Source organism: Streptomyces sp. ASQP_92, from assembly GCF_025399895.1.
GTDB lineage: Bacteria > Actinomycetota > Actinomycetes > Streptomycetales > Streptomycetaceae > Streptomyces.
In genome coordinates, this window is the sequence record NZ_JAODUA010000004.1 from 270,013 (window position 1) to 285,295 (window position 15,283).

A 15,283-nucleotide genomic window follows, 5' to 3' on the forward strand; every position below is an offset into this window, starting at 1 on the left:
CGGGTGAAGAGAAGCTGAACGACCGTGGTCTTCGGACTTCCTCAGCGGCTGCCACAGCTTGCTCGCGCCCCTGACCGGCCACGCTCTTCGACCCCTGGCCCCAAGTCCCCTTTCCCTGGCCGGATTCGGCACCTGTCGTACGCACGCGGTATTGAAGTCCGCGCGCCGGGGCGGGATCCTGGGCGGCCTTACGTTCCCCAAACATCGCGAGGTGCGCCACGGTGAACGACCGCTCCACGGTGAGCTACGGGCCCGAACCCGATCAGGTCGTCGACCTCGTCGTCCCGGCCCGGGCGGCCGGACCCGTGCCCCTGGTGGTGCTGCTGCACGGCGGCTTCTGGCGCGCCCAGTACGACCGTCAGTACCTCGCGAAGGCGATCGACTCGCTCACGGCGGACGGGATCGCCGTCGCGAACGTGGAGTACCGGCGGACCGGGGCGGGCGGCGGCTGGCCCACGACGTTCACCGATGTCGCCGAGGCCCTCGACGTACTGCCCGCCCTCGTCGAACGCGCGTATCCGGGCCGCGTCGATCCCGACACAGTGGTGTACGTCGGGCATTCGGCGGGTGGACAGCTGGGGCTGTGGGCGGCGCTGCGGCACCGTCTCGCCCCGGGAGCGCCCGGATGGCGTGCGGATCCTGCCAAGGTGGCCGGAGTCGTGGCACTGGCCGCCGTGGCGGACATGGCCGAATCACATCGGTTGAATCTGGGCGATGGTGCGGTGGCGCATGTCCTCGGGGGCGGCCCGGACGACGTCCCCGAACGGTACGCGGCCGTCGACCCGGCCCGCCTCGGCGAGTTGGGGATTCCAGTGGTCCTCGTCCACGGTGAGCTGGACGAGATGGTGCCGGTGTCCGTTTCCCGCAGCTACCGGGCCGCGGCCGGGGGCACCCTCGTCGAGGTGCCGGGCGCGAGCCATGTGGACGTCGTCAGGCCCGGTTCCGCGGCCTGGGCCGCCGTTCGGGACGCGGTGCGTCAGATCCTGGACAAGGCGTGAGGCGTACGTGCTCAACGGCTGGGCGCTGCGGCCTCCTTGCTCGAGCGGAACATCTCCGCCACCAGGAAGGCGAGTTCGAGGGACTGCTGGGCGTTGAGGCGGGGGTCGCAGGCGGTCTCGTAGCGTCCGGCGAGATCGGCGTCGGCGATCTCCTGACCGCCGCCGAGACACTCCGTGACATCCTGACCGGTCAGTTCGACATGGATGCCGCCGGGGTGGGTGCCCAGATGCCGGTGGACTTCGAAGAAGCCGCGTACCTCGTCCACGATCCGGTCGAAGTGCCGGGTCTTGTAGCCGCTGGGTGAGGTGTGGGTGTTGCCGTGCATCGGGTCGCACTGCCAGATCACCTGGTGACCGCTGGCGGTGACCTTCTCCACCACCGTGGGCAGCACGTCACGGACCCGTTCGCTGCCCATGCGGGCGATCAGCGTCAACCGGCCCGGCTCCCCGTGCGGGTCCAGGCGCTCCACGTACTCGGCCGCCTGCTCGGGGGTGACATTCGGTCCGAGCTTCACCCCGATCGGGTTCGCCACCAGCTCGGCCAGCGCGACATGGGCCCCGTTGAGTTGCCGGGTGCGCTCCCCGATCCAGAGGAAGTGCGCTGACACGTCATGGAGCCGGGGCCCGTCGCTGGTGTCGAGGCGAAGCATCGACCGTTCGTAGTCCAGGAGCAGGGCCTCGTGGCTGGCGTAGATCTCCGTACCCCGTATCCGGGCGTCGTCGGCGCGGCAGGCGGACATGAAGCGCAGCCCCCGGTCGATCTCGGCGGCCACCACCTCGTACTTGCGGCCGGCCGGCGAGTCCCGCACGAAGTCCTTGTTCCAGTCGTGGAGTTGACGCAGGTCGGCCATGCCCGCCGTGTTCAGGGCCCGCACCAGGTTCATCGTCGCGCTCGCGTTGGCGTATGCCCGGATCATGCGCGACGGGTCGGGAGTGCGGGCCTCCTCGGTGGGCTCGGCGGAGTTGACCATGTCGCCCCGGTAGGACGGCAGGCCCAGCGCATCGGTCGCCGATGAGCGGGCTTTGGCGTACTGTCCGGCGATCCTCCCCACCTTCACCACGGGCAGGCTCGCCCCATAGGTCAGCACCACAGCCATCTGCAGCACGGTCCGGATGGTGGCGCGCAGATGGGTCTCGGTGTTCCCGGCGAAGGTCTCCGCACAGTCGCCGGCCTGCAACAAGAACGCCCGGCCGAGCGCCACTTCGGCCAAGCGCTCGCGCAGTTGGTCCACTTCGGCGGGTACGGCGATGGGCAGCGCGCTTTCCAGCACCGTCCTCACCTGCGACACCTGGGCGGGGTCGGGCCAGTCCGGTTGATGGGCGGCGGGACGGTCCAGCGCCTCGCGCAGCCGCCGTCGCAGTTCGGCGGGGAGTGACACGGCCCCCGGAGCCGGGTCCGCCGGTGGCGGTCCCACCAGGCCGAACACCTCATCGGAACGCACGGTACTTTTCATAGGCACCTAATTCGTCGATTGACGTCCATAAGCAGCACACCGGGGCGTCGCGCCCACATCGCGCGACACCTTGTTCGGGCGCGCCAGAAGTACACGCGCCTTCCGTTTCCGGCACGGGCCGGCATTGATTGAATCGGCGTGTCAGCAGCGCCGTCGGCAGTCGGCCGACGGCGGCTCTCTTGGAAAGTCGATCACAGAGGCGTGGCCACGGAGCCACGTGAAGCGAAGCGCCACCCCTTCCCCCAGGGTCCCCCGAAACGCGCTGCGTCAGATAGCGGCCAGGATAGCCAGCCCGCTCCGCGACGCGGAACGTACACGGTGACAACCAGCCACCGCGATCATGGCGAATAAGCCACGTGGCTTGTCGACGACCCCGCGAATCCCTGCGAAGTGACACCGAACCGGAATGCCGACAACACATTTCGGTCGAACCGGAGACCCCTTGTCAACAGCCGTGCGCCATGCAATGCTGCGGCATCAGCGGGGATGTTGACGGTTGCGGAGTATTACGATCCGTTTGACCGTGCCGATCTTCGCGTCGCATCCGTGGATAATCGCGTCGAATTGCCGGGTCTCCGACCACGGCGCCCGCACTGTGCACCACGTTGAAATGTCGATCTACATCTCCATGTCCATCTCAGGGTCGCGCGCACCGCATTAAACGCATGCGCGCCCAGTGATGCCGTCGTGTACTTATGAGAAGGGATATCGGCCCGCTCATCATGGCAACCGAGACACACGCACGCCCGAACGGCGTCACCGGCGATTCTTCGATAAGGCTCGCCGACAACCTCAGTACGCTCAGCAGATCGGATGTGGAACGACTGCGGGACGACAATGTTCGGGCCATGGTCGCGGCGTCGCTCAACAGCCCCTCGGTGCAGCGGCGTTGGTCGGCGCTCGACCAGGTGACCCACCCTTCCGAGCTGGCCCGGTTACCGATTCTGACGCCGCAGGACCTCGCCGGGGGCTGTCCGCCGGGGTCGGACGAATTCCTCATCGACGGCGGGGACGCGGGCCTGGTGATCCGCTCCAGCGGAACCTCGGGGCTCGACAAAGTCCTTTACCACTCTTGGGAGTTCACCCGCCAGGTGAATCGGCTCGGCGCCCGGGGCCTGCACGACGCCGCGGCCGCGCTGCCCCGCCGGGTCGCGAACTGCATGCACCCGGCGGAACTGGGCGGCGCCTTCACCTTCGTGCAGGACGTGCTCCAACTGGTCCCCGCCCTCGCCTTCCCACTCGGCAGCAAGCCCTCCGTGGCACACCTGGCCGAGCTGGTGAGCGAGCACGGAATCGACACGGTCGTCTCCTCCCCGTCGCACGGCGCCGAACTCGTGACGACCGAGGCCGCGCGCACGGTTCCGCACCTGCGGCGCCTGCTCTACCTGGGAGAGCCGGTCGGGCAGGTGCGGCGGGACGCGATCGCCGCCGCGGCCCCGGAGCTCGCGGTCCGTTCCTTCGCGTACTCGACGACCGAGACCGGTCCGATCGGATACCAGTGCGCGCATGTCGCCGCGACGGAACACCATGTGCACGAGGACGCGGTGGTGGTGGAGATCGTCGACGAGAGCACGGGTGAGCCCGTGCCCGCGGGCCGTCCCGGGGCGGTGCTCGTCACCCCGCTCACCACCACCGGGATGGCCCTGTTCCGCTACTGGATCGGGGACCGCGGCCGACTGGACCCGCCGGGGTGCGCGTGCGGCAGCCCGACACAGCGGCTGACGCTGCTCGGCCGGACCGGCCAGACGCTCATCGTGGACACCTGGAAGGTGTCGTCCGACCAACTCATGGAGCGATTGGCCGTTTTGGGTGTCGAGGACCCGGCGGACTGCCAATTTCAAGTGCTGTGGGAATTTCCCCATTACAGAGTGCGGTTGTTGCTCTCGCCCCGTACACCGGCGGGAATCACCACGGCCGCCGTCGCCGAGTCACTGCACGCAGCCCATCACATCCACCAGGTCATCGCCGGTCCGCGGTGTGTCGAATTCACGGTGGAACGGACGGGCCTGGACAAGTTCGCGCAGACCGAACGGAACAAAGTGCCGGTTCTCTACCAGAGGATGTGACATGCCCGTCGGCAATTCGGAGCAGCTCGAAGTGCTACGCGGAGAACTCGACCACATCGACGAACAACTTCTTGACATCATCAGGCAGCGCATCGAGTGCTGTGTGCGTATAGCGGACTACAAACGCGAGAACGACGTCCCCATGATGCAACCCCATCGCATCGGGATCGTGCAGCAAAGGGCGGCGGAGTACGGCGCGGCTCACGGTGTCGACCGTGATTTCCTCCGCCGCCTCTACGAAGTGATCGTCGATGAGACCTGCCGGGTGGAGGACCTGGTGATAGCCGGTCCCGCCGCCACCTCCCCGAAGGCCGGCGTCGGCGGTACTTCGGAATGAGCTTGACTACGGGGGAAAAGCTGGGATGCGTACACTCCTGATAGACAACTACGATTCATTCACCTACAACCTCTACCAATACCTCGGCGAAGTGAACGGCGTGCCGCCGACCGTCGTGCGCAACGACGCGAACGTTCACGACATCGACTTCGACGCATTCGACGCCCTGGTGGTGTCCCCCGGCCCCGGCCGGCCCGACCGGGAACGGGACTTCGGTGTGAGCGCGGCGGCCATACGCTCCAGCGGTCTGCCCACCCTCGGCGTCTGCCTCGGCCACCAGGGCATCAGCCACTTGTTCGGCGGCACCGTGGCGCACGCGCCGCTGCCGATGCACGGCAGGGTCTCGCCGGTCCTCCACACCGACGTGGACATCCTCAAGGGCCTGCCCTCACCGTTCTCGGTGGTGCGCTACCACTCCCTCGCGGTGACCGACATGCCCGAGGACCTCGAAACCATCGCCTGGACCCCGGACGGCGTCGTCATGGCGCTGCGGCACCGGACCGAGCCGATCTGGGGGGTCCAGTTCCACCCCGAGTCCATCGGCAGCGAGTACGGCAGGGAGCTTCTGAGCAACTTCCGTGATCTGGCGCTGAGTTGTGGCCGCAAGGGGCCGACGGCCGTCTCCGGGGCGGCGCGTGCCGCGTCACCGTCGATACGTACAACGACTGCCGCCGATGACACCCCGCTGCGGGTGCACGTCCGCCAGGTGTCCCACCTGCCCGGCGCCGACGCGGTCTACCGGGAACTGTTCGCGGACTCCGGGCTGAGCTTCTGGCTCGACAGCAGTTCGGTGATCGACGGGTTGTCGCGGTTCTCGTTCCTCGGGGCGGCCGACGGTCCGCTGGCCGAGTACATCACCCACGACGTCGCGGACCACACGGTCACCGTGCGAGGTGCCGACGGCCGGCCGCGGCGGATCCGGCAGCAGTTCTTCGACTACCTCGACGAGCGGTTACGCCGGCGTGCCGTGCCGACGCCCGAGGGGCTCCCGTTCGACTTCAACCTCGGCTATGTCGGTTATCTGGGGTACGAGTTGAAGGCGGAGACCGGCGGCCTGGCGGCCCACCGCTCCCCGACACCCGACGCGGCGATGCTGTTCGTCGACCGGCTCGTGGTCCTCGACCACCTGGAGCGCACCACCTATCTGCTCTGTCTCAGCGACGGCGAAGGAGCGGCCACCGGGCCGGACCAGGCCGAGTCCTGGCTGGCGGACACGGCGGACCGGCTGCGCGCGATCCCGTCGCGGGACACCACCCAGGAGGCGCCGCCGCCGGTGCTCACCGCGGTACCCGACCAGCACCAGCTCCGCCCGCGGCACGACAAGGAGGCCTACCTCAAGCGTGTCTCCCACTGCCTGGACGAGATCCGCGACGGGGAATCGTACGAGATCTGCCTGACCAACATGGTCGAGGCGGCCGGGGTGACCGACCCGCTGCGCACCTACACCCAGCTCCGCCGCATCAGCCCGGTGCCGTACGGGGCACTGCTCGACTTCCGGGACCTCGCGGTGCTGAGCGCCTCACCCGAGCGCTTCCTGTCCATCGGTGCCGACCGGGTCGCCGAGTCCAAGCCCATCAAGGGGACCCGGCCGCGCGGGGCGACACCCACCGAGGACGAGGCGCTGCGCGCCGACCTGTTCGGCCACGAGAAGGACCGGGCCGAGAACCTGATGATCGTGGACCTGGTCCGCAACGACCTCAACAGGGTGTGCGACGTGGGCAGTGTGCATGTGCCCGTGCTGTTCGACGTGGAGACGTATGCGCCCGTGCACCAGTTGGTGTCGACGATCCGGGGTCGGCTGCGCCCGTCGGAGTCCGCGGTGTCGTGCGTGCGGGCGGCGTTTCCGGGCGGTTCGATGACGGGGGCGCCGAAGCTGCGCACCATGGAGATCATCGACGGGCTTGAGGGCGGGCCGCGCGGTGTCTACTCGGGCGCGCTCGGCTGGTTCTCGCTCAGCGGTGCGGCCGATCTGAGCATCGTCATCCGCACGCTGGTGTCGGCGAACGGTCGGACCAGCTTCGGGGTCGGGGGCGCCATCGTGGCGCTGTCCGACCCGGAGGAGGAGTACACGGAGACGGTCGTCAAGTCGCGGGCGATGCTCGCGGCGGTGGCAGCGAGCACTTCCGCGGCAGCCGATGAGGATTCCACCCAAGTCGCCGCTCAACACGTCGAGTTGAGCCGGTGAACGCCGGTGCGCCGGGCCGGTGCGTCGTCGTCGGAGCGGGAGCGGTGGGCACCCTGTTCGCCCGGCTGCTCACCCGCTCGGGCGCCGATGTCCTGGTCGTCGACCGCGCGCCCGTTGGCCGCGAATCCTCCGCGCTCCCCCGGTTCCTGCGGGGCGATGTCACCGGCATCGGCGCGGAGTTGGCCCGGGAACTCGGCGCCGCGGACACCGTGTTCCTGGCCGTTCCCGAACAGGTCGCGCTGTCGGCGGTCAGGCCGCTGGCCGGGCTCCTTCGGCCCGGCACGCTGCTCGTGGACACCCTGTCGGTCAAGACGCCGCTGATCAAGCTGGTGCGCGAGGTGGCCGGCGCCCTGGAAGTGGTCGGTCTCAACCCGATGTTCGCGCCCTCGCTCGGCATCGAAGGGCGGCCGGTCGCCACCGTCGTCGTCAACGAGGGTCCGCGCGGCTCGGCGTTGCTGCGGCTCATCGAGGACTGGGGCGGCCGGGTGGTCCAGGTCGACGAACACGACCACGACCGGCTCGCCGCCGCGTCGCAGGCACTCACCCACGCGGCGGTCCTCGGCTTCGGTCTCGCACTGTCCCACCTCGACGTCAATATCGATGAGTTGAGCGCCATCGCACCACCGCCCGCCGCGATGCTGCTCGCCCTGCTGGCCCGGATCACCGCCGGTTCCCCGGAGGTGTACTGGGACGTACAGGCCGCCAACCCGCAGGCGCCGGCCGCCCGCGAGGCGCTGGCCCAGGGGCTGCGGCGGATCGCCGACCACATCGCGGACGTGGCCGACTTCGCGACGCTGCTCGACGAGTGCCGGGGATTCCTCGGCTCCCACGACGAGCACTACGCGGCCGCCTGCGCCCATGCCTTCACCGAGATGAACACCCCACGTTCCGCAGCGAGTTCATTTACTTCGCACCATCCCACGGGAGACGGGAGAGGCACGATGCCCCTCGCAGAGAAGGAGTCGAACCCAGCGAACTGGGTCGAGTCCCGGATCAGCAAGACCTCCGACTCGATGGACCGCGCCTTCAGCGAGGGCCTGACCGGCCATGTCGTGACCGAGCGCAGCGGCAAGCGGGTCCGCCTCCAGGACGGCTCGGAGTCGGTGGAGTTCGTCTCCTGCTCCTATCTCGGCCTGGAGGAGCACCCGGCCCTGGTCGACGCCGCCACCGAGGCGCTGAAGCGCTACGGCGCGCATCTGTCGTCGTCGCGGAACCGGATGCGCCCGGTCTACCTCGGTGAGCTGGAGGAACTGCTCTCGACGGTGTACCAGGGCAACAAGGCTGTCGCCTTCACCTCGGTGGGCAATGTCCACCTGGGGCTGCTGCCCCTCCTCGGATCCGGTGCGCTGCCCAGCTATCCGGTCTCCCCTCGCGGCGTCACGTTCATCGTGGACCGCACGGCCCACGCCTCGATGCAGGTCATCCGGGGCATCCTGGAGCAGATCGGCCCGCTGCACCGCTTCGACCTCGCCGATCAGGAGGCGCTCGCCCGCATCCTCGGGGACTGCGGCGCGGCCGGGCGCACACCGATCGTGCTGGTCGACGGCGTCGGCTCGATGGGCGGTCTGATCGACGTGGTCGGGCTGCGCGCGGCCCTCGAACCGTACGGCGGACATCTGTACGTCGACGACGCGCACGGCATCTCCATCACGGGCCCGCTGGGCGGCGGTTACGCCTTCGAGGAGTTCGGCGACCAGCTCCCGCCGAACGTGGTCGTGGCGGGCTCGCTGTCCAAGGGGTTCGGTGGGGCGGGCGGCTTCGCGCTGGTCCCCGCCGACGCCGATGTGCGCGTGCTGCGCAAGTTCGCGAACCCCCTGGTGTTCGGTCATTCGATCATGCTGCCCATGCTGGCCGCCGATGTCGCCGCCGCCCGACTGCACCTCAGCGGCGAGGTGGCCGCGCTGCAACAACGGCTGTGGCGCAACGCCGACGAACTCGACGCCCTCACCGGCGGCCAGTTGGTCAACGCCGGACTGCGCTCTCCGGTCCGGGGGGCGCACTACCCCACCGAGGAGGAGGGGTTCGCCGCGGCCAGGCGGCTGCGGGCGGCCGGCGTGCTGGTCCTGCCCGCCTTCTTCCCGACGGTGGCCAAGGGCACCGGTCTCGTCCGCCTCGCCCTGTCCGCCCTGCACGAGCGCGAGCACCTGGAGACCGCCGCCAAGGCCCTGGCGCTGGCCCCTGCGGGCGACTGACCAACCGTCACATCCACAGCCCGCCGCGCTCGTTCCTGCTCCCGCACCTTGCTTTCCCATCCATGAGGAGACAGCACTACCGTGACGATCACTCAGGAAGACAAGCAGTCGTACGACGTCATCGTTGTCGGCAACGGGGCGCTCGGCCTCTCGCTGGCACTCACGCTGGCCCGCCGGAAGATACGGGTCGCCCTGCTCGGGAAGCCGCACCGCCCGTGGGCCGCGTCCACCGCGGCCGGCGCGATGAACGGCTGCTTCGGTGAGGTCACCACCACCCTGGTGGCCAGTGAACACGGCCGGTACAAGCTGGAGATGGACATCCAGTCCCGCAAGATGTGGCCCGAGTGGTCGCAGCAGCTCGCCGAGGAGACCGGCCAGACCAACGTCCAGACCGCCGACGGCACGATCGTCCACCTCAACACGGTGGGCCACCCGGGCATCGACGAGGGCAACTACGAGGCGATCCGCACCGAGCTGGACCGCTACGACGAGCCCTATGAGGACATCGACCCGGCCGACATCGAGTGGATGGAGGCCCATGCGAGCCAGCGTTCGCTCAAGGCGTTCTTCATCCCGGGCGAGCACGCGGTGGACTCGCACCGCCTGCTCGACCAGCTCCAGGCGGCCTATCTGAGCACCGGCGGGGTGCTCATCGCCGAGCACGCCGTCCGGCTCGAATACGGCAACGGCAAGATCGACGGGGTGGTCCTGGAGTCCGGGGACACCCTCCGCGCGAAGGATGTCGTGCTCGCGGCGGGCGTCCGGTCCCAGGACCTCCTCGACACGGTGCCCGACATCGCGCGCCGGATACCCCGCCTGGTCAGCGGATACGGCGTGTCGGCGATGATCCAGACCGACGACAACACGGTGCCCCGCAGCGTCATCCGCACCCCCAACCGGGCGTTCGCCTGCGGTCTGCACATCGTGCCGCGCGGCGACGGCCAGGTGTATGTCGGCGCGACCAACATCATCTCGCCGGAGCCGATGGACACCCCGGTCCTGCGGGACGTCCAGTTCCTCCTCGACTGCGCGCACCGCCAGGTCCGTACCGGACTGTGGAACGGGGGGCTGGCCAAGTTGCAGGTCGGCAACCGGCCGGTCTCCCTGGACGCCTTCCCGCTGCTCGGCGAGACGGAGGGCCTGGCCGGCCTCTGGATGATGACCGGCACCTACCGGGACGGTCTGCACCTGTCCCCGCTGCTCGCCAAGGAGATGGCCGCCCGGATCCTCGGCGAGAAGCCGGAGCTGGACATCGACCGTTTCCGGCCGGTGCGGGCGCCGATCCAGCCGATGAGCCGCGAGGAGTCGGTGAATCAGGCCGTGACCCACATGCTGGCCACCGGTTGGGAGTACAACTGGCAGGTCACGGTCGACTGGCCGGTCATCGTGGAGTACAACATGCGCCCGTCGTACGAGAAGTGGGCGGAGGACTTCGACCCGCAGTTCACGCCGCCGCCCGAGCTGCTCGCCGCGTCCAGGATCCACCCGAGTCTGGTCAAGATGCTCCAGGACTACTACGAGGCCAGTCGCGCCGAGGCCTGATCCACCACGGTCCGCGGGGCGGTCGAGGCCGCCCCGCGGGCTGTCGCGTTTTCCCGCACGCCCGCTCCTTTCCGCCGGCTCCTACCGTTCCTCCCCGTTGACGACATGGAAGATCGAGGTCTTAGTGTCCGCACGCGATAGTGAACCGAACCAGATCCGACGTCGTGAGGTGCTGCGTTACAGCGGCGGGCTCGCGGTGGCGGCCGAAGCCCTCTGGCTGGCCCCCTCCCTGTCGGGCCCCGGCGGCCGGGCGGCGGCCGCCCAGAGTACGGACGGGGCCGCGCGGTCGGTGGCGGTGCACGAAGGCTCCAATGTCCGTGCGGTGATGTCGCCCGACGGCCGCACCCTGGCGATGGACGCGCTCAACTCGATCTGGCTGGTGCCCGCCGACGGCGGACAGGCTCGCCGACTCACCGACGACATCCAGGACTCCACGCAGCCCGACTGGTCGCCCGACGGGCGGAGCCTGGTCTTCCAGTCGTTCCGCGACGGCGTCTACAACCTGTGGCGGATCGACGCGGACGGCTCGGGCCTGCGCCGGCTCACCAGCGGCCCCGGCTACGACCTGGAGCCCCGGTTCTCACCCGACGGCAAGTACGTCGTGTTCGCCTCCGACCAGGGCGGCCGCAGCCGGATCTGTCTGTTGGAGCCGGCTACCGGCAAGATCCGCGCACTCGTGGACGAGGGCCACGCCTACACCATGCCGTCCTGGTCGCCCGACGGCTCCCGTGTGCTCTACGTCGTCGACTTCTCCGTCATCGAGGCCGTCGACGTCGCCTCCGGCCGTCGCGAACAACTGGTCACCGCCGAGGGCGACACGACCTTCTACGGACCCCAGCTCGCCCGGGACGGCAAGACCCTCGGATACACCCGGGTGAGCGGACCCCGAGGCGAACTCGTCGTCGCAGGCGCGGTGGTGAGCGGGGACGAGGACGTGTCGCCGTTCGCGCCGGGTTGGCTGTCCACCAAGGAACTGCTCTACACATCCGACGGGAAGATCCGCCGCCGTGAACTCGGGGGCGGCGTACGGGACATCGCGTTCACCGCGGTCGTGCCGCTCGCGCACCGGAACTACCGCCGCAAGGTAAGGGACCTCACCGCCACCGGCCCGTTCGACGTCAAGGGGATAGCCGGCCCGGTGCTCTCGCCGGACGGCAGCCGGATCGCCTTCCGGGCGCTCAACGCCCTGTGGCTGCTGAGGATCGGCGGCCGGCCCCAAAAGATCGTGTCGGACGGCTACTTCGCCACGGATCCCGACTGGTCGCCGGACGGGCGCTCGCTCGTCTACGTCAGCGACCGGGCGGGCACCGCCAACCTCTGGCGCTACGACCTGGCCTCCGGCCGCTCCGAGCGCCTCACCGACCTGCCCAACGCCCAGCTCACGCCCCGCTGGTCACCCGACGGCGCCAAGATCGCGTACCAGGACGAGAGCGGCGCGACCTGGGTCTTCGACCTCGCGGCCAAGGCCGCGACGAAGGTCCTGCCCGCCATGTACCAACCGGGCAGGCCGAGTTGGTCTCCCGACTCCACCCGCCTTGCGCTCGCCGCGATCCGGCCGTACTCCCAGCGCTCCCGCGCGGGTCACAACCAGATCCTCACCGTCGATCCGCACGGCAACCAGATCCGGTACGAGGCCGTGGCGACCGACCGGTCCATCGCCACCCGGGGCGACGACGGCCCCGTGTGGACCGGCGACGGGAAGTACTTCGTCTTCGCGATGGAGAGCCTGGCATGGCGGGTACCGGTCGACGCGAGCGGCCACATCACCGGCGCGCCCAGCAGACTCACCGACGAGGTCACCGACTCGATCTCGGTGAGCGCGGACGGCCGGACCGTCCTCTACCTCTCCAACGGCACCCTGCGCACGGTCTCCATCGACGGCGGGCGCCCGCGCACCGTCCCGGTCAACCTGTCCTGGCGGGCGGCCGACCGGCCCGAGCGGGTCGTGGTGCGCGCCGGAGCGATCTGGGACGGCACCAGCACCGGGCTGCGCCGCGATGTCGACCTCGTGATCGAGGACGGGAAGATCGCGGCGATCGTGCCCCGCGGCGCCGGACACGGTGGCCGGGTGGTCGACGCGTCCGGGCTCACCGTCATGCCGGGCCTGATCGACACCCACAACCACTGGCACATCCGGGGTCGCCAGTGGGGCGACCGCGCCGGGCGGCTCTGGCTGTCGTACGGCATCACCACCAGCCGCTCCCCCGGCGACCCCGCCTACCAGATGGTCGAGACGCGGGAGGCCCTGGCGAGCGGCTCCCGCGTCGGCCCCCGGTACCTGGGTACCGGAGAGGCGCTGGACGGCACGCGCGCGTACTACAACTTCATGCGGCCGGTGTTCACACCCGAGCAGCTCGAACGGGAGCTGGAGCGGGCCCGCGGCCTCGACTACGACCTCGTGAAGTCCTATATGCGGCTGCCGGTGTCGTTCGAGAAGCGCGTGGTGTCGTGGGCGCACGACCGGGGCATCCCGGTGACCTCCCACTATCTGTATCCCGCCGCCCACACGGGACTTGACGGCATGGAGCACACCGGCGGCGGCAACCGCCTGGGGTACTCGCGGACGCTGAGCTACGCCGGCGGGCGCACCGCGTCGGACTCCGTCGCGATCCTCGCCGCGAGCGGCATGTGGATCTCGACGACGACGATCTTCGCCAGTGAGCTCTTCGTGGGCGACCGCTCGCTGATCGACGACGACCGGACCAAGGTGCTCTATCCCGACTGGGAGTACCAGCGGCTGCTCCAGAAGGCCGCGGACGCCGACGGCGGCCCCGGGTCCGACGTCAACCACGCGTGGACCATGGGCGACGCGGAGATGCTGCTGCGGGTGCACCGGGCCGGCGGCCTGGTGGTCGCCGGGACCGACGCCGCGCTGGACGACGTCGGCATCAGCCTCCACCAGAACCTGCGGGCGATGGTGAAGTACGGCTTCACGCCCCGCGAGGCGCTGACCACGGCGACCGGCAACGCGGCCAGGTGCCTCGGCATCGACGACAAGGTGGGAACCATCGCCGTCGGCAAGCTCGCCGACCTCGTCCTCGTCGAGGGCGACCCCCTGCACGACATCCGGGCGGCGGCCGCCGTGAGGACCGTACTGGTCGGCGGCCATGTGAGAACCGTGCCCGAACTCCTGGCGCCCTTCGGTAAGTTGGGAGCCAAGGACGCGGCCGCCCCCGGTACACGAGTCCGTGCCGACGCTCCCACCGCCCTCCCCCGCGACGACCACTACTGGCACGAGCCGGAGTGGGCGCACAACGGCTGCTGCCGGGCCCGATAAGGAGATTGTGCTCATGCGCTCGTACCGCGACCTGGTGAAAGTGCCAGGTGCCGCGGCCTTCGTGGCCGCCGGGTTCATCGGTCGGATACCCATGTCCATGCGGACGCTCGGCTGTCTGCTGATGGTCGAGGCGCTCACCGGTTCCTACACGCTCGGCGGCGCGGTCGCCGGGGCGTTCGGCCTCTCCAACGCCTTCACCGCGCCCTTCCTCGCCCGCCTCGCCGACCGCCGCGGCCAGCGACCGGTCATCCTGTGGTCGACGCTCGTCCACGCCTGCGGCATCCTCGGCCTCGTCCTGGCGGCGGAGTCGGGGATGCCCTCCTGGACGTACTTCCCCATCGCGATCCTGGCGGGGGCATCGGCGCTGCCGCTGGGGTCGCTGGTGCGGGCCCGGTGGAACGCCGTGCTCGACGACGGCAAACGCATGCAGACGGCGTACGCCCTGGAAGCGGTGCTCGACGACGTCGTGTACATCGTCGGACCGCTCCTGGTGGTCTGGCTCGCGGTCGACATCTTCCCGAGCGCCGGCCTGATCGGCGCGATCACGCTGACCGTGGGCGGCTCACTGGTCATGGCGACGCTGCGGCGCTCCGAACCGACGATCCACCCGGACGCGGACCAGCCACGGATCGGCGTGATCCGGATGCGCGGGATGCCGCTCCTGACGTTCGGCTACCTCGCCACCGGAACCCTGCTCGGCACGGCCGACGTGGCCGTCCTCAACTTCGCCGACCAGCACGGCCGATCGGGGATGGCCGGTCTGCTGCTCGCGCTGATGATCGTGGGCAGCATGGTCGCCGGGTTCGCCTTCGGGATGGTGCACTGGAAGCTGCCGGTGGTCCGTCAACTCCTGGCCACCAACGTGCTGTTGTGCCTGACGATGGCGCCGCTGGTGTTCGTCGATTCGATGGCCGCCATGTACGGGTTCGTCATCCTGTCCGGCGTGGGTATCTCACCGGTCCTCATCACCGGCAGTTCGGTGGTCGGCTCGATCGTGCCGCGCCAGGCGCTCGCCGAGGGCTTCGCCGTGGTGGGCAGCGCGCTCACGCTCGGCATGTCCGCCGGAAACGCGATCGCGGGTACGCTCGCCGATCTGGGGGGCAGCCGGCTCGCGTTCACCTTCGTGGTCGGCTTCGGGGCGCTGGCCGCGCTCACCACCGCCGTCGGCGGCCGCTCGTTCACCCCGGCCCCCGAGGAACCCGCCTCGATCACCGCAACGGTCATGGAGTAAC

Annotated in this window: 9 protein-coding genes; 8 read left to right on the top strand and 1 reads right to left on the bottom strand. The window is 69.7% G+C overall.

What is annotated here, in order from left to right; genetic code table 11:
• Nucleotides 1-221: 221 nt before the first annotated feature.
• Nucleotides 222-998, top strand: a complete 777-nt coding sequence (locus tag N4G70_RS13225; RefSeq protein ID WP_261712785.1) for a S9 family peptidase — start codon at nt 222-224, stop codon at nt 996-998.
• A gap of 11 nt (nt 999-1,009) precedes the next feature.
• On the opposite strand, the gene N4G70_RS13230 is transcribed toward N4G70_RS13225, so the two are convergent.
• Nucleotides 1,010-2,377, bottom strand: a complete 1,368-nt coding sequence (locus N4G70_RS13230) for a class II 3-deoxy-7-phosphoheptulonate synthase (RefSeq protein WP_399035360.1) — start codon at nt 2,375-2,377, stop codon at nt 1,010-1,012.
• Nucleotides 2,378-3,267: 890 nt separating this feature from the next.
• Here N4G70_RS13230 and N4G70_RS13235 point away from each other — a divergent pair.
• From N4G70_RS13235 to N4G70_RS13265, 7 genes are all read left to right on the top strand, one after another.
• Complete coding sequence (locus N4G70_RS13235; RefSeq protein WP_261712786.1) at nt 3,268-4,518, top strand: phenylacetate--CoA ligase family protein; 1,251 nt, start codon at nt 3,268-3,270, stop codon at nt 4,516-4,518.
• A 1-nt stretch (nt 4,519) separates the two neighbouring features.
• Nucleotides 4,520-4,855, top strand: a complete 336-nt coding sequence (locus N4G70_RS13240) for a chorismate mutase family protein (RefSeq protein ID WP_261712787.1) — start codon at nt 4,520-4,522, stop codon at nt 4,853-4,855.
• A 25-nt stretch (nt 4,856-4,880) separates the two neighbouring features.
• A complete protein-coding gene (pabB, locus tag N4G70_RS13245) occupies nt 4,881-7,040 on the top strand; it encodes an aminodeoxychorismate synthase component I (protein ID WP_261712788.1) in 2,160 nt (719 codons plus the stop codon).
• Complete coding sequence (locus tag N4G70_RS13250; protein WP_261712789.1) at nt 7,037-9,232, top strand: aminotransferase class I/II-fold pyridoxal phosphate-dependent enzyme; 2,196 nt, start codon at nt 7,037-7,039, stop codon at nt 9,230-9,232. The genes pabB and N4G70_RS13250 overlap by 4 nt, the downstream gene beginning before the upstream one ends.
• 81 nt (nt 9,233-9,313) lie before the next feature.
• Complete coding sequence (locus N4G70_RS13255; RefSeq protein ID WP_261712790.1) at nt 9,314-10,774, top strand: FAD-binding oxidoreductase; 1,461 nt, start codon at nt 9,314-9,316, stop codon at nt 10,772-10,774.
• Nucleotides 10,775-10,943: 169 nt separating this feature from the next.
• On the top strand, nt 10,944-14,051 hold the full coding sequence (locus N4G70_RS13260) for an amidohydrolase family protein (RefSeq protein ID WP_261712791.1): 3,108 nt from the start codon (nt 10,944-10,946) through the stop codon (nt 14,049-14,051).
• A 13-nt stretch (nt 14,052-14,064) separates the two neighbouring features.
• Nucleotides 14,065-15,282, top strand: a complete 1,218-nt coding sequence (locus tag N4G70_RS13265) for an MFS transporter (protein ID WP_261712792.1) — start codon at nt 14,065-14,067, stop codon at nt 15,280-15,282.
• Nucleotide 15,283: the final 1 nt, after the last annotated feature.

Excerpts from the sequence above, each read along its gene's own strand:
- N4G70_RS13240 (WP_261712787.1), top strand. The coding sequence starts at position 4,520 with ATGCCCGTCGGCAATTCGGAGCAGCTCGAAGTGCTACGCGGAGAACTC.
- pabB (WP_261712788.1), top strand. The coding sequence starts at position 4,881 with ATGCGTACACTCCTGATAGACAACTACGATTCATTCACCTACAACCTC.
- N4G70_RS13265 (WP_261712792.1), top strand. The coding sequence starts at position 14,065 with ATGCGCTCGTACCGCGACCTGGTGAAAGTGCCAGGTGCCGCGGCCTTC.